Consider the following 23849-nt stretch of genomic DNA (forward strand, 5'->3'; position numbering starts at 1 on the left):
ACGGGTTTATTGATACTTTTGAGAGAGGAACGGAGTGTTCGTTTCATTCATAAGTTGTTCGTTTGTAGTTTGTAAGTGCTTCGTAACCTGTATCTCTTTTTTAATTGTTTTTTATCCACCAATCGATCATTTTACGTGCCAGGCTGAGTTTACGTGGCAGTTCCGGTAGGTTCTCACGTGTGTAGAAAGCTCCTGAACTCAACTCTTCGTCTTGTAAACTGATTTCTCCGCCGGCATAATCGGCAATGAATCCTACCATTAGCCCGCTGGGATAGGGCCACGGCTCGTTACCAAAATAAGTGATGTTTTTAATATCAAGTCCTGTTTCCTCTTTTACTTCGCGCATTACACATTCTTCCAGTGTTTCTCCGGTTTCCAGAAAACCTGCTACCAGGCTATAGAAAGTTCCTTTAAAATTTCGTGCATGTACCAATAGTAACGAATCTTCTTTACGTACCAACACCAGTATGGCTGCCGAAATAGAAGGATACATTTCGTTTCCGCATGTCGGGCACTTCTTCATGATAGCATCTTTCATTTCCGTTTTTGTGCCACATACCGGGCAGAAACGGCTATGCTGATCCCAATGTAGTATTTCAAAAGCTTTTCCGGCTGTATGGTATTGTTTCAATGGGATAAAATCATAAGAAGCACGTAGCCCGGTCATACAATATTCGTCGGATTCTTCTATGGGATGGCTGACTACGAAGGCTTTGCAGGGCTGTCCCTCCAGAATACATATTTCGTGTATATGGGTATCTGCCGGGATAGGTATAGGAGGTTGTTCGTTACAAGGGATTGTCAATTTATTATTCTGCTTTTTAAGTAGTAGCTGGTCTTTGTAGAATACAATCCACCAGGTAGTAGTTAATTTGCTCATTTCTTTAATAACTTTTTTATATCCGATTCATTGATCCATTGCTGTTTTGACGGGCGTCCGCATCCAATAGTGGTTCCCGTTTCCGGCATTCTCACCTGTCTCATTTGTGCCTTTTCGCAGGCTGTTTGCATGGCTTGCATGGGATCTTTCCGGCGGGGTTTGATACTGGAATATTCTTTGGGAAAATCGAGTCCCAATTCTTCCATTAATAATTTTAACTGCCGGCGTGGTTCTTTAGCATTCGGGTGTTCTTTGATGAGGTACATCAGCTTCCGACGCTTGTCAAAAGGTTCCTGATATTCCCGCAGCATTTCTTTGTTTACAAAAGTGATGTAAGTGACCGTTCCGTTTCCGGCGTGGTCTATTACACTTAGTCCTTCGTTGTGTGCCAGGTATTTTGTATTGCGATGCCCACACATGACGGTATCTTTCAGAAGAGACAGGTAGATGAATCTGATTATGTCATGTTCGTCATTATACCGGATACCTTTTGGCTTCAGATACCGGCTGTTGAGCCTCTTCATATAGTGGGGCGTCACCCGGCTACACCTGTATTCGTCGATGAGGTAGATGCCTCTTTCACCATATTCGTTGGTATAGAAGGTATAAAAGGCGTAATGAATGACCTTTGGATCTTCAAGCATGATCATAATGTTCCATACTATTCCTGTGCGGGGAGAGGTGACACTTACATGACTCTCTACCGGAAACGACAGGGAATACTTCATTCCCCGTCCGGTTCTTGCCAGTAGTTCGATATATTCTTCGGATAAAAAATCCCACTCTTTATTCAGTTCTCCTTCTATCTGTATAGGTAGTAGCTTGTTGCTTAGTTCTTTCATTCTCTTTATGCTCTCATCAGGAATACCTCTGATTTAATAGAGTTACAAAGATATGAATTTTAAAGGATGATTTTCCTTTCCACTCCTATTTCATTTATAAAATATTTATCATGTGATACTACCAGCACTGTGCCTGTATAATCTCTGATAGTCGATGTGATGATTTCTATACTTTGAATATCCAGGTTGTTGGTCGGTTCATCCAGAATAAACATATCGGGTGTATTGTTACTGATCATCAGACAACAGAAGGCAAGCCGCATCTTTTCTCCGCCACTGAGTTTTTTACAAGGTTTATCCCATACTGTGGAGGGGAACAGATAGCGGTTGAGCCTGATTTTTACCTCATGTTCGGGCAGGTTGCGAATGTTGAAAGCTTCCGCTTGCTGAAGAACACTCCGTTCATTCTGAATGATAGAGTACTCTTGATTGAGGTAGACATATTTGAAATCGGCACGGATTAATGTTCCTTCCTTGGGCGTGATATCTCCGGTGATGAGTTTGAGCAAAGTGGTTTTACCGCATCCATTTGAACCTTCAATGCAAAGACGGTCACCACTTTTCAATTGAAAGCTGAGTGGAGCTTTCCATAACAGCTCGTCTTCATAGCCAAAATTAATATCGGTTGCCGTAATCAGAATTTTCCCGGTGCGTAATCCTGAAGTATCAAAATCAGTTTTTAATACTGCCGCATCAGATAGGGAACTTCTGATTTGAGCCATCTCACCGATTAACTTTTCCGCTTTCTCAGCATGTATATCATTAAGTTTGGTGGTACTCTTTTCTGCCCTGTCTTTCAGTACATTCATCATAATGCGAGGAGTGCCTTTTCTGGCACTTGCTTTCTCGCCACGCACATTCTGTTTTTCTTTTCGTTCGGCCACTTCGCGGGCTATCTTTCTGGCTAATCGTAGTTCTTTCTCTTTTTCTTCGAGTTGTTGTTGTAGGGCATTTAGCATGATCCCTTTTTGTTCTTTATAAAACTCATAGTTGCCTCCATAAGTGGTGATGTTGTTTTTTGTAAGTTCACAGGTGGTGTTCAGCAGATTGAGCAGTGTCCGGTCATGGCTGACAACAATAAGTGTGGAAGCTGCTTTCTTTACGAAATCATAAAGCCGTTTTCTCCCTTGAATATCCAGATGGTTGGTCGGCTCATCCAGCAGAATTACGGAGGGAGAATGTATTTCCATACCAGCCAGGAATACCCGGGTTTTCTCTCCGCCACTGAGTTGGCACAGGGGGAGTAAGGCTGGTTTATCTCCTAATCCCCAGGACTCTAAAGCTGCTTGTATTCTTTCTTCAATATTCCAATCTTCATCAAGAGTATTAAAGTTTTCTACAGACACATCACCGTTCAGTATGGCGTGTAGCGCTTCTATTTTTTTGTCTACTCGTAAGGCTTGTGCAATGGTCTGTCCGTCATATTGCCCGAAATGTTGGGGAATATAATAGATATCGTCCGGCCGGACCACCGTTCCTGATGAAGGCGGCAGCCATCCGGCTATAATCTGTAGCAGGGTCGATTTGCCCGAACCATTATTTCCGATTAATGCAATCTTTTGTCCCTTGTTTACAGAGAGGTTAAGGTCTTTAAACAGAATTTCTTTATCTGCATGTATATACGTGATTTGTTGAATGGATATACTCATACTAACTACTGGGTTTGAATGTTAAATACTTGGGATAATTAAAAAAAAGGAGGGGAGGGACAAACACAATAGTGGCTAAACATACACGTTTGTGATGCTTAGCGTCAATAGAAAGATAGCATATAAAAAGTGATGTTTACCGAAATGTGTTGTCTTACTTGGATATTCTCATCGGGGTAGTTTAAATTGATTCGGCGGCAAAGATAGATTAAAAAATGGAATAGACAAAATAAAGATTCATTTGATAAATGTGTAGTTGTCAAAAAAGCAATTATAAAAATCCTTTAAGAGAGAATATAAGGTAGAATATAAATACTCACTCTGATGTAATCTGCTGATTGATAATGAATATAAAACTTCTGTTTAAAGATAGGCAAGAGTGTACAATTATGCGAGTGTTAATTGTACATCTTTGTGATACTAAAATGTACACATTTGATATGCTAAAATGTACATTCTTATAAAGCAAAATCAGGGGTGTTAAAAAATGAATTAACATTATTAACGAACTACGCATTTGTAGGATGAATCAAAATAAAAGCCCCCGTAGAAGGACGAGGGCAACCTAAATGTTTTCACAACGGAATAATCCTTATTGTGACTTGCTTTCAAATTAGTGTGGCAAATATAATAAAAAAATTAATATAAAACTCTTTTTACAATAAATAATTATATATTTGTATATATTTAAATTTAATGCAGTATGAAAAAGATATTAGGACTGGACTTAGGAACAAATAGTATAGGGTGGGCTGTAATAAATAGTGTAGCAGATGAATCAGTTGAAAAGAGAAATATTGAATTGGCCGGGAGTAGGATTATTCCTATGGATGCTGCTGTATTAGGAAATTTTGATAACGGAGTTACAAAATCTCAGACAGCGGAGCGGACTTCTTATCGAAGTATTCGTCGGTTACGTGAGCGTCAATTACTGCGTCGTGAACGGTTGCATAAAGTATTACAGATATTAGGCTTTCTTCCCGAACATTATGTCAATGATATAGATTTTGAAAATCATCCTGGTAAAATTAAGAAAAATACAGAGCCGAAGTTACCTTGGAGGAAAAACTCTATGGGACAATTTGAATTCATATTTCAGGCTTCGTTTGAAGCCATGTTAACTGATTTTGCTACTCATCAGCCTGTATTTGTTTCCGAAGGTAAAAAGGTGCCCTATGACTGGACTCTCTATTATCTTCGCAAAAAAGCATTGACAGAAGGGATATCTAAAGAAGAGCTTGCATGGATTATTTTAAATTTTAATCAAAAGCGTGGATACTATCAGTTACGTGGAGAAGAAGAGGAAGAGCAATCCAATAAGCTTGTGGAGTTTTATGCTTTGAGGGTTGTTAAAGTGGAGGCTACTGATGACAAGAAAGGAAAAGACACCTGGTATAATGTTCATTTGGAGAACGGGTGGATTTATCGTAGAACCAGTAACATCCCTTTGGATTGGGAAGGGAAAGTGAAAGAATTCATCGTGACAACAGATCTTAATGAAGATGGAACGCCCAAACTGGATAAATATGGAGGGGTGAAACGTTCTTTCCGTGCACCGAAAGAAGATGACGGGACGTTGATAAAGAAAAAGACGGAGTCTGATATTGCAAATAGCCATAAAACGTTGGGATGTTATATCTATGATGCCTTGTTACAAAATCCGAATCAAAAAATAAAAGGTAGACTGGTGCGGACGGTCGAACGTAAATTTTATAAGGAAGAGTTGCGTTTGATTTTAGAAAAGCAGCTATCCTTCCATCCGGAGTTACAGGACCGGGATTTATACAGAGCATGTATCGACGCCTTATATGTCAGTAATGAGGCACATAAGAATAATATCTCCGGTAGAGATTTTGTTTATTTATTCATAGATGATATTATCTTTTATCAACGTCCTCTGAAAACTAAAAAGTCATTGATAGATAATTGTCCTTATGAGGAGAATCAGTATATGGATCGGGAAACAGGAGAGGTAAAGCAAGCACCCATTAAATGTATTGCAAAATCCCATCCTCTTTTTCAGGAGTTTCGTTTGTGGCAGTTTATCTCTAATATACGGATTTATCAGAGAGAAAGGGTTATGGATGATGGTAAGTTGGAAACGGATGTGGATGTGACGCCTGATTTTCTTAAAACAGAAGATGATTATACTACTTTATTTGAATGGCTTAATGATCGGAAAGAGGTAGACCAGAAAGCTTTTCTGAAAAATTCGCAATTCGGTTTGAAAAAGACTTTTACTGAATATCGCTGGAATTACGTAGAAGATAAATCATATCCATGCAATGAAACAAGAAATGCTATATTGAATGGTTTGCAAAAAGCGGGTGTTTCTGCTGATTTCTTATCCCGGGAGGTGGAAGAAGCTTTGTGGCATATACTCTATTCGGTAGAAGATAAAATTGAGATTGAAAGTGCTTTACGAAAGTTTGCTTCTAAACATGATTTGGATGATCGTTTTGCGGATGTATTTAAGAAACTGCCTCCTTTCAGAAAAGAATATGGTGCATACTCTGCTAAAGCAATCAAGAAGCTTTTGCCACTGATGAGGATGGGGAAGTATTGGGAACTATCGAATATTGATGATAAAACGAAAGAACGGATTGATAAGATTATTACAGGTGAATGGGATGAGAATATCCATAACAGAGTGAGGGAAAAAGCTATAAAGCTGTCGGATATAACAGACTTTAAGGGACTTCCGTTGTGGTTGTCTTGTTATGTTGTGTATAACAGGCATTCTGAAGCCAGGGCTATTGCTAAATGGGAGAGTCCTGAGGATATTGACTCATATCTCCGGTTGTTCAGGCAACATTCATTGCGAAACCCTATTGTAGAGCAGGTTATTACAGAAACATTGCGTACTGTCCGTGATATTTGGAAACGTATAGGGCAGATTGATGAAATACATGTTGAACTGGGGCGTGAAATAAAGAATCCGGCTGATAAGCGGGCAAAGATGACTGCTCAAATAGTAGAAAATGAAAACACCAATTTACGTATTAAAGCTTTGTTAGCGGAGTTTATCAACTCTGAGTACGAAATAGAGAACGTACGTCCATATTCGCCGGGTCAGCAGGAGATACTTAGAATCTATGAGGATACGGTGCTCAATAGTGTTGAAGAAATTCCGGAGGATATTAGTGCTGTTTTAAAGAAGTTTAGAGAGAGTGATTTAAAGAAACGTCCTACGAAATCGGAGTTTCTGCGTTATAAATTATGGCTGGAACAGAAATATCGTTCTCCTTATACTGGTGACATTATTCCATTAGGGAAGCTCTTTACGTCGGCCTATGAGATAGAGCATATAATCCCCCAATCCCGTTATTTTGATGATTCTTTTAGTAACAAGGTTATTTGCGAGGCTGAAGTGAATAAGCTGAAGAGTAATGAGCTTGGATATGAGTTTATTAAGAATCATCATGGGCAATATGTAGAAATAGGTTTTGGCAAAGTAGTTCAGATTTTTTCTATAGAAGCTTATGAAAAGTTTGTGAAGGCCAATTATTCTGGTATAGGCAGTAAAATGAAGAGATTATTAATGGATGATATACCAGAGACGTTTATAGAACGCCAACTGAATGATAGCCGTTACATTAGTAAGGTCGTGAAAAGCTTGTTATCAAATATTGTACGTGAGAAGGACTCGAACGGAGAGTATGAGCCGGAAGCTATTTCTAAGAATGTAATAGTATGTACAGGTGGTGTTACAGATCGGCTGAAGAGAGATTGGGGAGTAAATGATGTTTGGAATTCGATTATCTATCCCCGGTTTGAACGACTAAATGAATTAACCGGAAGTCAACAATTCGGGTGTTGGGAAAATAAGGAAGGAAAGCGTGTTTTTCAAACGGCAGTACCTCTTGAAATGCAGAAAGGGTTCAGCAAAAAGCGTATTGATCATCGGCATCATGCAATGGATGCAATTGTAATTGCGTGTGCTACACGGAATCATATTAACTATTTGAGTAATGAGTCTGCAAGTAAAAAAGCAAAAATATCTCGTATTGATTTGCAACGTTTGCTGTGTACCAAATGTCGGACTGATGATAATGGTAATTATAAGTGGATTGTAAAAAAGCCCTGGCCGGCATTTACTCAGGATATACGAAAAGCATTGGAGAATATCACTGTAAGTTTTAAGCAGAATTTGAGAGTGATAAATAAAACTACTAATTATTATGTACATTTTGATGAAAGTGGGAAGAAAGTATTGGAGAAACAGATAAATGGCGATAGTTGGGCTATACGAAAACCGATGCATAAAGATACGGTCTTTGGCAAAGTGAATCTTCAGAAGGTGAAAGAAGTCAGGCTTAGCCTTGCTTTGGATACTCCGAAAATGATTGTTGATAAAAAATTAAAGGAAAAAGTACTTCAGTTGTATTCATATAAATATGATAAGAAAAGAATAGATAAGTATTTTAAGGAAAACGCATCTCTTTGGAAGGATTTGAACTTGTCAAAAGTGGCTGTTTATTATTTTACGAATGATTCTACTGAACCTTTAGTAGCGGTTCGCAAACCATTGGATACAAGTTTTAATGCGAAGAAGATAAAGGAGTCTGTTACGGATACGGGTATACAAAAGATACTGCTTAATCATTTGAGTAACAATCAGGATAATCCTAACCTGGCATTTTCGCCCGATGGTATAGATGAGATGAACAGGAATCTTACTACTTTAAATGATGGTAAATATCATCAACCTATATATAAGGTACGCGTATGTGAGCCACAAGGAAACAAATTTAGTGTTGGGACATCAGGAAATAAGACTTCTAAATATGTTGAAGCTGCCAAAGGGACAAACTTGTTCTTTGCTGTTTATCAAACAGAAGATGGCAAACGGAACTATGAGACTATCCCGTTGAATGTTGTTATTGAAAGAGAGAAGTTGGGGTGGACTCCTGTTCCCGAAAATAATAATAACGGTGATAAGCTATTGTTTTGGTTGTCACCTAATGACTTGGTTTATGTGCCTACTGCAGATGAATTGAATAATGGTATGAGGTTGGATAATATGGATAAGGGTAGAATCTATAAGATGATTTCCTGTTCCGGACCCCAGTGTTTCTTCATTCCTCAGAATGTGTCTAATCCTATAATTCCTGTTATTGAGCTGGGAGTAAATAATAAGGCGGAGAAATCATGGAATAATGAGATGATTAAGGTTGTTTGTGTGCCGATTAGGGTTGATAGGTTGGGTTGTATAACACAAATAAACAATCAAAAATAAGAAAGGTTATTGTATTATGTAGTTTTCTATTTATGTACGTCATTGTGCCAGTAGCGAAAATGCGGATGCTCACATAAAAAGGGTTAAGTCTTTTCTTCCGGAACATGGTCAAGTAGGAATATTATGTATAACCGATAAACAATTTGGAAATATAGAACTGTTTTATGGAAAGAAGATACAGGGAGTTAATACTCCCGGGCAGCAGTTGGAGCTGTTTTAAAATAAAAAAATCCTATAGAAATATGTGATTTCCTTTTGGAAACAATCTCTTTTTATTTTCTATAATTAGATATAACTGGTTGATAATCAGATGTTAGTTGAGCGTACTATTTCCAATGGTTCAAAGATGTTAATTTGAAAGCCAATCACAACTATTATATTCACGACATAGTAATTTGTGTTTTTAAACATAACTACTATTCTTTGAAGTATAGATAAAAGAACTAAATTTAATAAAAGGGGATCGAAACTTTTCATTCGTTAATAATATCTTAGAAACTCCATGCATGGAGTTTCTAAGATATTAAGAAGCTATATTAAGGGATGTATACTTTTTCTCTTGTGATAATGCCATTTTCTAATTGAGATTCAATTACATAAAATCCTGATGGCAGATTTACTGCATTAATATCAAATAGACTAATCAGGTTTTTATCAGAGTAAATCAGCTCATATGAGAGGTTGTATATTGCAACGGATTTCGTACCAATCTGACGGGAATTCTGACCTGAGACTCTACGTTTAGGAGTAAAACTGAGCCATTCGGCGTAAGAACCGCACCTGTTGTATCCGGTAACAACAATGATAACTTTGTTGGTATCGTAAGGTAGCAAATCTGCTATGTTATTATTGGGCCATATTCCACATCTACCTTGCTTCAACTCCCAAGTATAAGAGGTCGCACCTTCCATTATTACTTCAGCATACGTTAATTCCATCTCCGTGGCTTCATCACCACCTATTATATCATAAGTTTCAGGAACACCTGCATGAGCCTGCTCTTCTAACTTAACAACTCTATTACCATAGTAGATAGATGCCACGAAAGGTAGTGCATATCCGGGAGCTTCAAGTATACGCACTTCTACAGAAGTAGTACCATTACCAGATATAATTTCTTTATCAAAATAAAGGTTCCAAACGATAGAATCACACCTATCGGTAGGACCTGATATGGAAAAAGTATGAGTTTCACATTCACATAGCAGATCCGGAACTATCATAGTAAATGGTTTACTGGCTAAAATAGCTTCGTATGCAGAGACTAAGCCGTAGCCAGTTTCATTATTCCATCTATTGGGAGACGGGTATTGATATCCAGGGAGTTTAGTACAGGAGGAATATATAGCTGATGCTACATCCTTCTGAGATAAATTCGGCTTAAGAGATAATATCAAAGCGGCTACACTGGCTACGTGTGGGCAAGCAGCAGAAGTATCTCCAAAGGTACCATAGCTCCCAGAGGGGTACGTTGTATAAGTTCCAGCGCCGGGTGCCATCACTTTTAGATTCGAACCATAGTTAGAACTGAACCGACGGTTACCTGTGATTTCGAGATTACCTACAGAAATAACATTAGGCAGGTTACAATAAGGACTAACGGTACTACTGCCATCATTACCTGTTGAAAACACTACAACAGAACCACGTCCATTCCTACCATTTGTAGTAAGAGTATTTATTGCATCTGATACCGAAGCGGCTACATTCGTGCTACTAAATGAACAACTTACCACATCTGCTCCACGCCGATATGCTTCTCCAAAACCACGAGCTATTGTGGCAGAGCTGGTACGCCACTTTTTTTCATCGTTTTCATAGTAGCCTATTGCGATCCTTATTGGTATCACCTTACTTTGTGGAGCAATACCGGTCATTCCAATATTATTTTCTAATGCTGCAATGATACCAGCACACGCAGTTCCATGTGAATCACCTGGAGCTGCCGCACCATTTATACCAGGACCGTCACCCAAAGTTGCATCATAGCCTGGTAATAAATTATCCTTTAAATCCGGATGGGTGAGTTCTACACCTTCATCTAGAACAGCAACTTTAATATCTTTTCCTTTTGATAGCTTCCATGCCGCTAATACATCCATAGTAAACCCGTACGGATTTACTATAGACCATTGATTCGTTGAATAAAGATCGGTTGTTGCATTAGTAGATGTTGGCCCGTCTATAAATTGTATAAAATTAGGTTCTGCGTATACTAAGTCTGGTGAAGAGACAAGCAGATTGACAACATCTAACGTATTGTCCGAAGTTGGCAGCTGGACAATGGAGACATCGGATAACTCTTCTATTTCCGATATCATAAGGTATGGTATTCTCAAATTATCCAATACTGAAGATACTTGTTTTCCTGGATTTACCTTAACCAAGATTTCATTCGTAAGAACTACTAACTCCTTTCCTGTTGGAAAACGCAAAACTTTATATACGGACTCTATATTACCATCGTTCTTTAACTGTGTGATTTCACTTGGGGAGTCAATTCGTATTAATTCAGATTGTTGCTCTTGCCGAATAGTTACAACCTTATTACTTAATTTCACTTTGCGTTGATGTATTGGTACATCTTTTCTAAAGCAGATGTAGGAAAGCGTATCGACTGTTTCCAATTTAATCACCTTTTTATTCTTTGTATTGTAAGACATTTGTCTTTGTGAAGACAAATTCAAACAAAATAGCAAAGTTAATAATAGTACTGTGTGTTTTCTCATACTTTTTTATTTAAGGGTTATTGAATGAACAGTAAAGAGAACATCGTAACAGCTTTGGTTAGATCTTGTATCGGGTTTTGTTTGACACTCTTCTGCAGCAAATTTACCTGTTACAAGAACTTTTACTGTTGCTGGTGGAGTGATTCCCCAAGATTTTATCTTTGCTGATAAACCATAAGTATCATAAAGACGACCTTCGAACCAAAAGTTAGAAAGGATGTTGCTATTTACCCCCTCTGGGTAATCATAATAGATAATACAATCAGCAGGTAGTGGTTTTGGTTCTGGACCATCTCCAGCTATTATGTACATAGGCATCTCGTAGTTTAACAGCTCTTTACCAGCTGGATACGGATATGCTTCATCATCTTTACATGAAACTAATAATAAACACAGAATACTAAGAGCTAAGCATACATAATTAATTTTTAAATTTTCCATATTCATATTTTTTAGGTTAAACATTTTACAAATATAGCATTGTTCGTATCGGTTGATATATATTTACGTATGTTTAGAAACACATAAGTACTATTTTTTTTACTTTGGCAAAAACTAAACAGTATCTTAATAAAGTATCTTCTTAAAAGTTGTGCTATCAATCAGCGTGTTGAGTATTTTGAAACTAAAACCGATAATCATGATCGATAACTGGAAGAGTTAGCAAAAAAGTGGATTTCTTAATTCGGACTTCACTACCCCGATGCTATATATTATGAGGAGTATGGATAGCACAAATAGTGCAGTTAACATCTTGTAAATCAATGCTTATAAAAGTACGTACTTTTAGGGTATAAGAGTACGTATTTAAGTCACTATTAATTACGTATTTAACTCATATTTAAATACGTACTTTTGCGAGGTAAGGATTATAAGAGCTTTTCGTATGCCATCCTAACTCCCCTGCCATATATTATTTCCCCACAATATACAAAGCCAAGCCGTTCTAACATCTTATGCATGTAGAAATTATCAAAATTGGTATCTACCTTGAAACTATGGATTCCTTTCCCGCGACTAAATTCTTCTACTTTTTACATGAACAGAGTAGCTATGCCCTTTTGCTTCATTTCATCGGCTACAGCCAGGCGATGAACTACTACATAAGGCTGTTCACTTAACCATTTACCTTCGATGGCTTCATAGGCCGGTTCGCCATCAAAAGAGACTGCACCATAGGCTATTATGACACCCTCGTTACATAATACGCAGGCATAACCGTTCCGAATGTCACTGGTTATATTTTCGGGTAGGGGATAGGTCTCGTCCCATTGTTGCTTTTGTTGCCGAAGCATTTGTTCTTTGGCTTGCAGGATGATTTCCCATATTCTGGCTGCATCATCGGTGGTGGCTTTTCGAAAAGTAAATGGCATAATCTTTGATTGATAAGTTTGATTTTCTTTCATTTTGAGTTTTACTCTTTATGGGCAATGTTGTTACAAAAGTAAGAAAAATATAGATAAAAATCAGAACTATCTATTTCAATCAAATGTGAATAACTGGTTTAATACTTCACTCATACTTGGGTGTGTGAAAATAAAGTCCCGTAAGAAGCTGTAATGCTGTCCGGTTTTCATTGCTATATTGACAATGTTTATAATTTCTGATGCTTCGGCACAGAACAGGGTACATCCCATGATTCTTCCGGTATGTGTATCAATGATAGCCTTCAGCATGCCGTCTGTTTGTTGCAAAGTACGGGCACGTGCTACAGCTGTGGCCGGTAAACGGGATACTTTGAAAGAATATCCTCTCTTGATTGCTTCATCTTCCGTCAAACCGACATGGGCAAGTGGCGGGTCAATAAATACGGAGTAAGCTATCGGATCACGGTCTTCGGTGGTGCGCTCTTTATCACCAAACAGTTTATTGCGGATAATTCTGAAATCATCCAGAGATACATAAGTAAACTGCGGTCCTCCCTTTACATCGCCCATTGCCCAGATGTGTGGAGTAGTGGTGTGCAGGTGTACATCCGTAATAATAGCACCGTGTGCATCTACTTTTATGCCTGCTGCTTGTAAGTTCAGGCCCTCTATCATTGGTTTTCGGCCTGTAGCCAGTAGGATAGCATCGCCTTCAACAAAGCAAGGGATGTCATCAGCGGTGTTTGTATATGTCAGAGTCACCCCATCTGCTGTATCATGTATGGACTGTGCACGGGCATTCAGACGAATTTCTATTCCCTTCTTTTCAAGTACCTTACGTACACTGTCTGCTATATCACGGTCTTCACGCGGAATGAACGCACTTCCTCCTTCAAGTATGGTTACCTTACTTCCGAATTCTGCATACATGGAAGCAAATTCCAGTCCGATGTATCCGCCGCCTACAATAATAAGGTGGCGTGGGAGTATGTCCAGATCCAGCAGATTGGTACTGGTGTACACGTGCTTACTTTCTTTAACTCCATCGATGGCAGGGATAATACTTGTAGCTCCGGTGTTAATAAAAATTTCTTTACCCTGAAGTTCTATCTCTTCGTCGGGAAGAACAACTTTCACCGTGTTGGGTGAAGTGAATGAAGCCATTCCCGTATAGATCGTAACATTGGGCCGACCATCCAGATCGCTGAAGTTCTTTTCTCGGAGAAAAGAGGTCAGTTCATTTTTACGGGCAATAGCCTGTTTATAAAAGTCACTTTGTTGCTTATAGTCTTCCTTGTACATCAGTCCGGATATCCCGGCCTCATGTACCAATGCTTTGGTAGGGATACAGGCTATGTTGATACATGTACCTCCATACATTTTATCAGACCGTTCGATGAGGGCGACTTTCCAGCCACGATTGGATAATTCGGCAGCCAATGTTTTTCCACCTTTGCCGAAACCTATGATAATAGCATCATATTGTTTCATATCTATATTCTTTTAAAGGGTTATTCTGTAGGTTTATAACATCCGAAGCGGGAGATTTGTTTCAGTTACCGGGTAGTAGCTGTCAAAGATTTCAATACCCGTTGCGAGGAGTCGGAAAGTAATACTACTGCGCCTGCCAGGATTACGATGTCTTTAATAACCAGTCTTCCGGCACCCGAGAGCAAGGGGAACCCATATTCGCCACTTCCCAAGTTGGGTACCCATACTTCGGGGGTAGTGACAAGAAAAGATAATGTGCCGAGTGTCATGATAATGGCGAGTGCATCTCCTATAATACCAACTTTAGGAAAGAAGATACCGAGAAAAACCAGGATACCGATACTCATAATGAGCGCACCCAGTCCGTAAGAGAATGTGTATGTATTATTGGCTTCGTGCCATTCGCGATTTTCTGGGACATATGCACCTTCGGCATTTTTATGTTCCTTGTATTCCGGAGCTCCCTTAGCGTAGAAGAAACTCATAAACGGACTGTTTGCCACGAAAGGTACGATGCCGTCTGCCTCGTAGTGAAAATATTTCAATCCGCCAATCCAGACGAATACAACCAGAATGGCTACACGGATAAATTTGATACCGAAACTTTTAAGACCGGAGGTGAAGGTCAGAAGAGTGATTAATTTTTCTTTCATTGCTATAACTTTTTATGGGTTTAACTTATAGACGCAAAGGTCGGGGTTTTCCCATTTGCCGGAAATAGCAATTTAGCTTTATCGCTTGTCAATTTTTCCCTTCGGATGAATTTCGGAATTGTACAGTACTTTGTCCGGTCATGTTCTTGAAGAAACGGCTGAAAGAGGACTGGTCTTCAAATCCCAACAGGTCGGCTATTTCTTTAGAACTTTTATTGCTGTATAGCAATAATCGCTTGGCTTCGGCTTCCACACGCTCATGAATGACGCGCAATGGGGAAGGGAGTTTGCAGGCTGAAAAAATATTTGATAATGTTTTAGGAGATTTATGCAGCATATCGGCATAGTCCTGTACTTGTTTTTTCTCCCGGTAATGTGTATCTACCAGAATAAAGAACTGACGAATAATTTCAAAACTGTATTCCTTTTCCTGTGTGATGTTCAGGCGCCGGCGTGCGATACGGGTAGACTGGATTATGAAGCGTTTGAGCTGAATGCGGAGCATCTCTTCCTGTAAATTGTCCGATACGGAGAATTCTTTGCTGAGTGTATCGGCAATGTCGTTCAGCAGTTTCTGTTCGGCATCATCCAATACGAACCGGATCACATGTGATGAACCGTTGAAGAGGAAACCGCTGCACGATACTTCGTGGTCGTTGCCATAAATACAATAGAAATTACTATTGAACAGTAGTGTCAGGTAGTCTCCGTCAATGGATTTGAATTCCAGATGTTGCAGGTTGGACAGAGAGATAATTTCATTCGGCACAAGTATTACCTCCTGATGATCTATTTCCAGCGTAATACTGCCATTTCGTACCCAGATAAATTTATAAAGGCTCTTTTCCTTTTGCAAGGCTTTGTCTGTATGGTAAGAATCGGTAAGGACGAGCTTTCCTTTTAGTTTGGTATTATATTGTTGTATCATTATTCTTTCATGGCTGAGGCGTCAAATGAGAGCGGTAACAGATCGCAAATACTTTTCACCTCATAAATTTCTTTCTTTCCGTAGAGCAGAATGCGGATGGGCTGTTTGTAGCGTTTCTCCGTTTCGAGTATTACCTGGCGGCAAGCACCGCAAGGGGGGATAGGGAGGTCGATGAAGTCCTTTTCCGTACGGGCAGCGATGGCAAGGGTCAGCACCGGTTGATCGGGATACTGAGAGTTGGCATAGAACAAGGTAGTGCGTTCTGCACATAAACCAGACGGATAAGCGGCATTTTCCTGATTGGTTCCGGTTACCACAATTCCGTTGGCAAGCAAGGCGGCAGCTCCTACTGAGAATTTCGAATAGGGAGCGTAACTACGTGTAGTTGCCTCCATTGCACTTGTCATCAGATCCTGTTCCGTTTTATTAAGTTCATCAAATGTGTATACTTTGATAATGCTGGTAATCGTCAGGTCTTTCATCTTTATCAAGGGTTTTTGTTCTACAATTAATGTTACAAAGTTAGGAAAGAGATTGATAATCCCAATTATTTTTATGATTTTTGTGGCATTTAACTCACATTTGGACAATAATGAATCAAACTCACCACAGAGTACCACTGAGTCTCACAGAGCTTTCTTTATCAGATGAAACGCGGATAAACGCAGATAAACGCAGATTAAAATACTGTTGTTCTTTATCTTATCCTTGTTTTTCTTTGCGAAAATCTGCGTTCATCTGCGTTTCAATTAATCATCTCTTGGTGCACCTCCCTGTGCGGGAAACACTTAGACTTGTCGTAATAACCCTTGCACTTATGCTTTCTGTGGGTACACAGGCTCAGCGTAAAAATTCCCGTTATGTAGATTATATTGATAAGTATAAAGATCTTGCCATAGAGCAGATGAAAGAGCATAAGATTCCCGCCAGTATTACGCTGGCACAAGGATTGCTTGAAAGTGGTGCCGGAATGAGTGAACTGGCACGTAAGAGTAACAATCATTTTGGTATCAAGTGCGGGGGAAGCTGGAAGGGGCGTACGGTGCGGCATGATGATGATGCCCGCCAGGAGTGTTTCCGGGCTTATAAAAATCCAAGAGACTCTTATGAGGATCATTCTACGTTTCTGACTCGTGGGGCACGCTATGCTTTTCTGTTCAAGCTCAATATTACCGATTATAAAGGATGGGCACGCGGTTTGAAAAAGGCAGGGTATGCCACAGATCCTTCCTATGCCAACCGTTTGATTACTATTATAGAGGATTATGATTTGTATAAGTACGATTCCAAAGGTATTTATTCGGAACGTAAGTTGCGTAAACATCCGTGGTTGTTGAACCCGCATCCGGTGTATATAGCCAATGACATTGCTTATGTGGTTGCCCGTAACGGAGATACTTTCAAAGAGCTGGGTGATGAGTTCGATATCAGTTGGAAGAAGTTGGTGAAGTATAATGACCTGCAACGCGACTATACTCTGACGCAGGGTGACATCATCTATCTGAAAGCAAAGAAGAAGAAAGCTCCCAAACAATATAACGTGTATATTGTGAAAGATGGTGATTCTATGCATACCATTTCTCAGAAATACGGTATCCGACTGAAGAATCTTTATAAGATGAACCGTAAAGACGGTGATTATATCCCGGAAGTGGGAGATCGTTTACGGTTGAGATAACCTGAGTGTTTGTAACATTTCATTTGCTAAATTCGTACAGGGTGTTCGTTTTCGGACACCCTTCTTTTTTGTCTTGTTCCTTGTTTTCAGTACTTTAGTACTTTGGCACAGATTTAGTATCTCCAATCGTAAATCGCTAAATCGTAAATAGAAATAAGATGGACAGAGAAATTCCGAAAGAAGTACGTAACAAAGAACGTAATAAAAAGATTATTCGCTATTCAGCCATTGGGGTTACGGCCGTTGTGGTTATCAGTGTACTTGTTTCCCTGATGCGTACAGGGGTTCAGAAAAAGGATCTTGTACTTTCTACTGTTGACAAAGGTACAATTGAGGTCAGCGTCAGTGCATCGGGAAAGGTGGCACCGGCTTTTGAAGAAATTATAACTTCTCCTATCAATAGTCGCATTGTAGAGGTTTATCGCCGGGGGGGAGACAGTGTGGATGTCGGTACTCCTATTTTGAAACTGGACCTTCAAAGTACTGAGACGGAATACAAGAAATTGCTCGACGAAGAACAAATGCGCCGTTACAAACTGGATCAGCTTCGTGTGAACAACCAGACCAAACTTTCTGACATGGCCATGCAGATAAAGGTGTCGGCTATGAAGCTGAACCGTATGAAGGTGGAACTTCGCAACGAACATTACCTGGATAGCCTTGGTGCAGGTACTACCGATAAAGTACGCCAGGCGGAACTGAGCTATAATGTTGCCCAGTTAGAGTATGAACAACTCAAACAACAGTATAATAATGAGAAACAGGTTGCTGCTGCCGAACTACAGGTACAGGAGCTTGATTTCAACATTTTCCGTAAGAACCTTGCCGAGATGAAGCGTACATTGGACGATGCACAGATTCGTTCTCCGCGCAAGGCTATTCTTACTTATATTAATAATCAGGTGGGTGCGCAGGTACCGCAAGGCGGGCAATTGGCCATTATTTCCGATTTGAGTCACTTCAAAGTGGAAGGTGAAATTGCCGATACTTACGGTGACCGTGTGGCTGCCGGCGGAAAAGCAATTGTGAAGATTGGTACGGAAAAGCTGGAAGGAGTGGTTAGCAGTGTGACACCGCTGTCAAAGAACGGGGTTATCTCTTTCTCCGTACAATTGGTGGATGATAACAACCGTCGTTTGCGTTCAGGTCTGAAAACAGATGTGTATGTGATGAACGCTGTGAAAGAAGATGTGATGCGGATTGCCAATGCTTCTTATTATGTGGGTCGTGGCGAGTATGAATTATTTGTAATGACTGCAGAGGATGAGATTGTGAAACGGAAAGTACAGTTGGGCGATTCCAATTTTGAATATGCAGAAGTGGTAAGTGGTTTGCAACCGGGTGACAGGGTAGTGGTGAGCGATATGAGCCAATATAAGAACAAAACAAAACTAAAACTAAAATAGTGCTTCCCGCACGGGGAAGTACGGCAGGCGATGTTCGCTATTTTTAGATAGTATTGAATTATTAGCCTTTTACAGAACGGGCTGTAGAATTATTCCACAAATATGTGGACCAATTCTACAGCCCTTTTTTCATTTCTTAGCTTTCCTTGAATAATTAATGTTTTTATTTACTGCTGTTTAGAATTAATTTGTTTCTTCAACGCTTTTAAGGTACGATTATTGGGGTATACAAGTACAAATAGGTATTTGTAGATTTAAAATAATTAACCAATGAGAAACTTTAAAGTAGTATTGTTTGTACTGGGTTGCCTGTGTGGTATACATATTCAGGCACAACAATTGGAAATAAAAGGTGTAGTGACATCATCGGACGACAAACAGCCACTTATCGGAGCTACCGTTTCTGTAAAAGGAGCACCAGGCCGGGGAGTGGTGACAGATATGGATGGCCGTTATTCCTTGCACGTGGAGGCATCGGATAAATTTCTGGTTGTTTCCTATGTCGGGATGAAAACGGTTGAGGTGAAAGTGCCGAAGAACGGTGTTTTAAATGTGATGTTGCGCCCCGAATCATTGAGCTTGGATGAGGTAGTGGTGACCGGATACGGGAACTTTTCAAAGTCATCCTTTACCGGATCGGCCAACACGCTTCGGGCCGATATGCTGAAAAACGTGCCGGTACTCTCTGTTGAACAGAAGTTGCAGGGTATGACAACGGGGGTGAACATCACTTCCGCTTCCGGCCAGCCGGGAGCCAACCAGAGTATCCGTATCCGTGGTATGGGTTCGTTCAATGCATCCAATGAACCTCTTTTTGTCATTGATGGCGTACCGGTTACTTCCGGTAGTATGGGAGCCGGTACAGGTGCCGACGCTGCCTATATGAACAATGCCAAAACCAATGTGATGAGTACGCTTAATCCTGCTGATATTGAGAATATCACAGTGATAAAAGATGCTGCCGCCGCTTCTCTTTATGGTTCGCGTGCTGCCAATGGAGTGATCCTGATTACTACCAAGAAAGGAGCAGTAGGACGTACTAAAGTTACTTTGAGTGCCAGCGGAGGTTTTTCGAATGCAGCTGTCAACTTCCGTCCTACATTGAACGGGGATCAGCGCCGCGAAATGATTTACGAAGGTCTGTACAACTCTGCTGTAGACGAAGGGCTGGAATCTCCCGGGGAGTATGCCAACGCCAATATTGATTCGTATGCAGGGATACCGGAACTGGGATATACCGACTGGCGGAAAGAACTGATGCGTACCGCTCATAATCAGAATTATGAAGTATCTGCTTCGGGAGGTAACGAGCGTACTACTTTCTACGCTTCCCTCGGTTTCAACCGTCAGGAAGGATTGGTAGAGAACTCCAGCCTGGACCGCTATTCTGCCCGTCTGAACATGACACAGAAAATAGGTAGCCGTGCCGAAATAGGGGGGAATATGATGTTCACCCAGATGAGTCAGGAGATGAATGAAGAACGTGGTTCTAACATTAACCCATTTTTTTGTGTGGCTGTGTCTGCCACACCTTCTATGCCGGTACGCGATGCTTCGGGCAATTATGTGGGCTCTTATGCCGGTACTAATGTGAACCCGCTTCGCGACATCCGTACCGATTATAACCGTAGCCGTATGACGCGTATGTTCTCTACCGGATATGCTTCCGTGGATATTATCAAGGGATTGAAGCTGAAAGAGACGCTGAGTTATGATTATACCGTGCAGAAAGATTCACGTTATCTGAATCCTCTTAGCGGGGCAGGCCCCAAGAGTGGAAACGATGCCCAGACTTCAAAGGGATTTACCGAATATGGTAAGCTACTGTCATCTACTTCACTCAACTATGCCCGTACATTTGCCGCCAAGCACCATCTTGATGTATTGGCAGCTTATGAACTGGAAAGCTACCAGAGCGATAAAGCGATGGGAGAGAAAGCCAAGCTCCCTTCGGATGTGTTGCTCGAACCGGATAATGCGGCTGTGCTGAAAAGTTTTGCTTCTTCTACGCAGGCATACAGGATGATTTCTTACCTCTCCCGTCTGAATTATGATTATGACGACCGTTACTACATTGCGGGCAGTTACCGTCGTGACGGTAGTTCCCGTCTTGCTCCCGAAAGCCGGTGGGGTGATTTCTGGTCTGTTTCCGGTATGTGGCATCTGAGCAACGAGTCTTTTATGGACGCTGTGAAGCCGGTATTGAATGATGTGAAAATCCGTGCTTCCTATGGTGTCAACGGTAATCAGCCGGGAGCTTTTTACGGATATATGGGGTTGTACAGTTACGGACAGAACTATATGGGAGCCGCAGGTTCGTATGAATCTGCCCAGGCCAATCCCGGTTTGAAGTGGGAAAAGAATTACAATCTCAATATCGGTCTCGACTTGGCTTTTATCAACCGTATCTTTGTGAGCCTCGAATATTACAACCGCGATACCAAAGATCTGCTTTACAATCGACCTATCAGTGCTACCACCGGTTTCCTGAATTACCTGGCGAATATCGGCCGGCTCAACAACAAGGGAGTGGAATTTGAACTGCGTACCATCAACTTTGCCAGTCCGGACTTTAACTGGACGTCGGTGTTGAACCTGACGCACAACCGTAATAAGATTGTGACGCTGGACGGAGATATGACGCAGTCTATCGAAGGTTCCTGGTTTATCCATAAGATTGGTCTTCCTTACAATAGTTTCTACGTGAAAGAGTTTGCCGGAGTAGATCCGATGACCGGAAAAGCCCTTTACTATCTCAATACGCAGGATGAACAGGGGATTTACAGTAAAGAAAAGACCGACGATGCTTCTAAGGCACAAGCCATTCCGTATAAATCTGCCGATCCGAAGATTTCGGGAGGTTTTACTAACATCATCTCTTACAAATGGTTCGACCTGGGGCTTACCTTTACCTATTCATTAGGTGGTTATTCCTTTGACAAAGCAGGTACGATGATAGAGACTGACGGTAGCAAAGAAAAGTCATACAATCTGCCTGTATATGCCTTGGATCGCTGGCAGAAACCGGGAGATGTAACCGATGTACCCCGTTTTGTATTGGAACAAGATGCCGGTCCGCAAAACTCTTCCCGCTATATTCATAGCACTGATCATATCCGCCTCAAGAACCTGACAGTCGGTTTCACACTACCGGGACAGTGGACGCAGAAAGCGCTGATAGAGAATGCCCGTATCTACTTCTCGGGCAGTAACCTGCTGACGTGGGCCAAATGGAAACAATATGACCCGGAAGTGCCGGTCAACGGTGAGGTGTTCTGCGAAGCTCCCGCCATGCGTACCTTTAACTTTGGGGTTGAGATAACTTTCTGATTTTACTCATTTATATTATAATACTCAGATATATGAAACGTACATTGATATATATATTTGCTGCCACATCGCTTCTTTGTTCTTCCTGTTCCGGCGACTGGCTGAACCTGAATCCGTCTACTTCTGTGACTACTCCGGTGGCTATCCGTACACTCGAAGAGGCGCAAATAGCCCTGAACGGTATCTATCGTATTGCTGCTTCGCACAGTTACTATGGCGATAATTACCTCTATTATGCCGATTGTCGTGGCGAAGATGTTCAGGCACGTATCAGCAAAGGAGCCGGAAAGCGTGTATCGCCTTACTATGAATTTAACGTTACGGCAGATGATGCCTTGAACATCACGCGGGTATGGAATCAGCCTTACAGTGTGATTCACCAGGCAAATAGTCTGTTGGAAAGAATCGAATCCGGTGTAGTGGCGACGGATGATGTCACTGCCCTCAACTGTATCAAAGCCGAGGCGCTTGCCTTGCGCGGACTGGCTTTGTTCGATCTTACCCGCCTGTTTGCTATGCCCTATACATTGGACAACGGTGCTTCTCTGGGAGTACCTATCGAGATTAAAACGACACTGCCTACTCATCAGCCTGCCCGCAACACCGTAGCCGAGTGCTATCAGCAGGTGATAGACGATATGACGGGGGCGCTGGATCTTTCGGCCCTCTCTACTGACAAGAAGGATGGTTATCTCAATGTATGGAGTGTCAAAGCATTGCTTTCGCGCGTGTATCTTTATATGAATAATAATGAGCAAGCACTCGCACTGGCCAAAGAAGTGATGGATAACGGAGGGCTTTATAAACTGTTCACACACGAAGAATACCCCACCGTATGGGGAAAAGACTTCAGTTCTGAGTCGCTGTTTGAGTTTTACTATACCCTTTCCGAACCGGATGGCGGAACGGGAGGTGAGGGTGCTCCGATGGTGTATGCCGATAATGTGAAGGATTGGAATAATCTTGTACTCACCAAAGCCTTCCTCGATCTGTTGGGAGAAGACCCGGATGATGTGCGCCACGTGTTGAACCGTTTGCCCGAAAATCCGGCGGAAGATATACTGCCCGAAGGTTCTGTCGGCTATCCTAAGTATCTGAATAAGTATCCCGGCAAGACGGGGGATAATCCGCAGGACAATGACATCTGCATTATCCGTCTCTCCGAAGTGTATCTGAATGCTGCCGAAGCTGCCTTTAAGCTGGGTGGGGCAGAAAACCTGAAATTCTCTCTAGATTGCCTCAATGCCATTGTGAGCCGTGCCAATCCCGTGAAGTCGGTGGGAGAATCAGAATTGAGCCTGGAACGTATCCTGAAGGAGCGTCGCAAGGAATTGGTAGGAGAGGGGCATGCTTTCTTTGATGCCATGCGAAATGGTTTGCCGGTGAGTCGTACCGGTGGCTGGCATTTACCTTCCGTATCCGGGGCTGCGGTTATTACTCCGTCTGATCTGCGGGTAGCATTGCCTATTCCGCAAGCAGAGATAGATGCCAATCCGAATATGGTACAGAATCCACGTTAAGTGTTTTCCGTACAGGGGGGAAGATGGTTATGGAGTTAGATGGTTATAGAGTTGTAAGGCTATAAAGTGGTAGGGGAGAAGATTATCTGGTGGAAGTAAAAAGAGTAAGATAGAGATGGAGACTTTTTGGAAGCAAA

General features: G+C 41.2%; 14 protein-coding genes and 2 pseudogenes. 6 read left to right on the forward strand and 10 right to left on the reverse strand.

All coding sequences use genetic code 11. The annotated features are described in order from the left end of the window. Nucleotides 1-100: 100 nt before the first annotated feature. Genes nudC through abc-f form a run of 3 tightly spaced genes read right to left on the reverse strand, consistent with a single transcriptional unit; the run spans nt 101 to nt 3371 of the window. A complete protein-coding gene (gene nudC, locus ACESQI_RS02740) occupies nt 101-880 on the reverse strand; it encodes an NAD(+) diphosphatase (RefSeq protein WP_278508553.1) in 780 nt (259 codons plus the stop codon). Then, nucleotides 877-1722 carry a hypothetical protein gene (locus ACESQI_RS02745; protein WP_373125400.1) on the reverse strand — a complete coding sequence of 282 codons (846 nt, stop codon included), beginning with the start codon at nt 1720-1722 and terminating at the stop codon, nt 877-879. The genes nudC and ACESQI_RS02745 overlap by 4 nt, the downstream gene beginning before the upstream one ends. Nucleotides 1723-1781: 59 nt before the next feature. Then, the gene (abc-f, locus tag ACESQI_RS02750; protein ID WP_373125401.1) at nt 1782-3371 is read right to left on the reverse strand and encodes a ribosomal protection-like ABC-F family protein; all 1590 of its coding nucleotides are present in this window, start codon (nt 3369-3371) and stop codon (nt 1782-1784) included. A gap of 703 nt (nt 3372-4074) precedes the next feature. Between abc-f and cas9 the strand changes: the two genes are divergently transcribed. Together cas9 and cas2 are read left to right on the forward strand one after the other, a co-directional pair. Then, nucleotides 4075-8610 carry a type II CRISPR RNA-guided endonuclease Cas9 gene (gene cas9 / locus ACESQI_RS02755; RefSeq protein WP_373125403.1) on the forward strand — a complete coding sequence of 1512 codons (4536 nt, stop codon included), beginning with the start codon at nt 4075-4077 and terminating at the stop codon, nt 8608-8610. Nucleotides 8611-8632: 22 nt separating this feature from the next. Beyond that, nucleotides 8633-8830: pseudogene (cas2, locus tag ACESQI_RS02760) on the forward strand (CRISPR-associated endonuclease Cas2); the annotation flags it as partial. Nucleotides 8831-9146: 316 nt separating this feature from the next. Here the strand turns inward: cas2 and ACESQI_RS02765 are convergent. From ACESQI_RS02765 to cdd, 7 genes and pseudogenes are all read right to left on the reverse strand, one after another. Further along, the gene (locus ACESQI_RS02765) at nt 9147-10712 is read right to left on the reverse strand and encodes a S8 family serine peptidase (RefSeq protein WP_373125404.1); all 1566 of its coding nucleotides are present in this window, start codon (nt 10710-10712) and stop codon (nt 9147-9149) included. A gap of 633 nt (nt 10713-11345) precedes the next feature. Next, the gene (locus tag ACESQI_RS02770) at nt 11346-11780 is read right to left on the reverse strand and encodes a hypothetical protein (protein ID WP_002561373.1); all 435 of its coding nucleotides are present in this window, start codon (nt 11778-11780) and stop codon (nt 11346-11348) included. Between the two features lie 428 nt (nt 11781-12208). Further along, a pseudogene (locus ACESQI_RS02775) lies at nt 12209-12745 on the reverse strand (N-acetyltransferase family protein). 75 nt (nt 12746-12820) lie between these two features. Further along, on the reverse strand, nt 12821-14197 hold the full coding sequence (locus tag ACESQI_RS02780; protein ID WP_007486565.1) for an FAD-dependent oxidoreductase: 1377 nt from the start codon (nt 14195-14197) through the stop codon (nt 12821-12823). Between the two features lie 65 nt (nt 14198-14262). Further along, entirely contained in the window at nt 14263-14850 is a 588-nt protein-coding gene (locus ACESQI_RS02785; RefSeq protein WP_007486566.1) for a DUF417 family protein, read from the reverse strand. 88 nt (nt 14851-14938) lie between these two features. Then, nucleotides 14939-15778 carry an AraC family transcriptional regulator gene (locus tag ACESQI_RS02790; protein WP_122200705.1) on the reverse strand — a complete coding sequence of 280 codons (840 nt, stop codon included), beginning with the start codon at nt 15776-15778 and terminating at the stop codon, nt 14939-14941. Beyond that, nucleotides 15778-16260 (reverse strand): cytidine deaminase, encoded by a 483-nt coding sequence (cdd, locus tag ACESQI_RS02795; RefSeq protein WP_320969933.1) that lies wholly within the window; start codon nt 16258-16260, stop codon nt 15778-15780. Before cdd ends, ACESQI_RS02790 begins: the two co-directional genes overlap by 1 nt. 335 nt (nt 16261-16595) lie before the next feature. Between cdd and ACESQI_RS02800 the strand changes: the two genes are divergently transcribed. The 4 genes from ACESQI_RS02800 (at nt 16596) to ACESQI_RS02815 (ending at nt 23712) form a co-directional block, all read left to right on the forward strand. After that, nucleotides 16596-17456 (forward strand): glucosaminidase domain-containing protein, encoded by an 861-nt coding sequence (locus tag ACESQI_RS02800; RefSeq protein ID WP_002561379.1) that lies wholly within the window; start codon nt 16596-16598, stop codon nt 17454-17456. A gap of 158 nt (nt 17457-17614) precedes the next feature. Beyond that, nucleotides 17615-18862 (forward strand): efflux RND transporter periplasmic adaptor subunit, encoded by a 1248-nt coding sequence (locus tag ACESQI_RS02805; protein ID WP_002561380.1) that lies wholly within the window; start codon nt 17615-17617, stop codon nt 18860-18862. A 270-nt stretch (nt 18863-19132) separates the two neighbouring features. After that, entirely contained in the window at nt 19133-22192 is a 3060-nt protein-coding gene (locus ACESQI_RS02810) for a SusC/RagA family TonB-linked outer membrane protein (protein WP_373125405.1), read from the forward strand. Nucleotides 22193-22224: 32 nt separating this feature from the next. After that, on the forward strand, nt 22225-23712 hold the full coding sequence (locus ACESQI_RS02815) for a RagB/SusD family nutrient uptake outer membrane protein (protein WP_373125406.1): 1488 nt from the start codon (nt 22225-22227) through the stop codon (nt 23710-23712). The last annotated feature ends 137 nt before the right edge of the window (nt 23713-23849 follow it).

Origin of the sequence: Bacteroides sp. HPS0048, from assembly GCF_964240755.1 — a bacterium.
GTDB lineage: Bacteria > Bacteroidota > Bacteroidia > Bacteroidales > Bacteroidaceae > Bacteroides > Bacteroides nordii.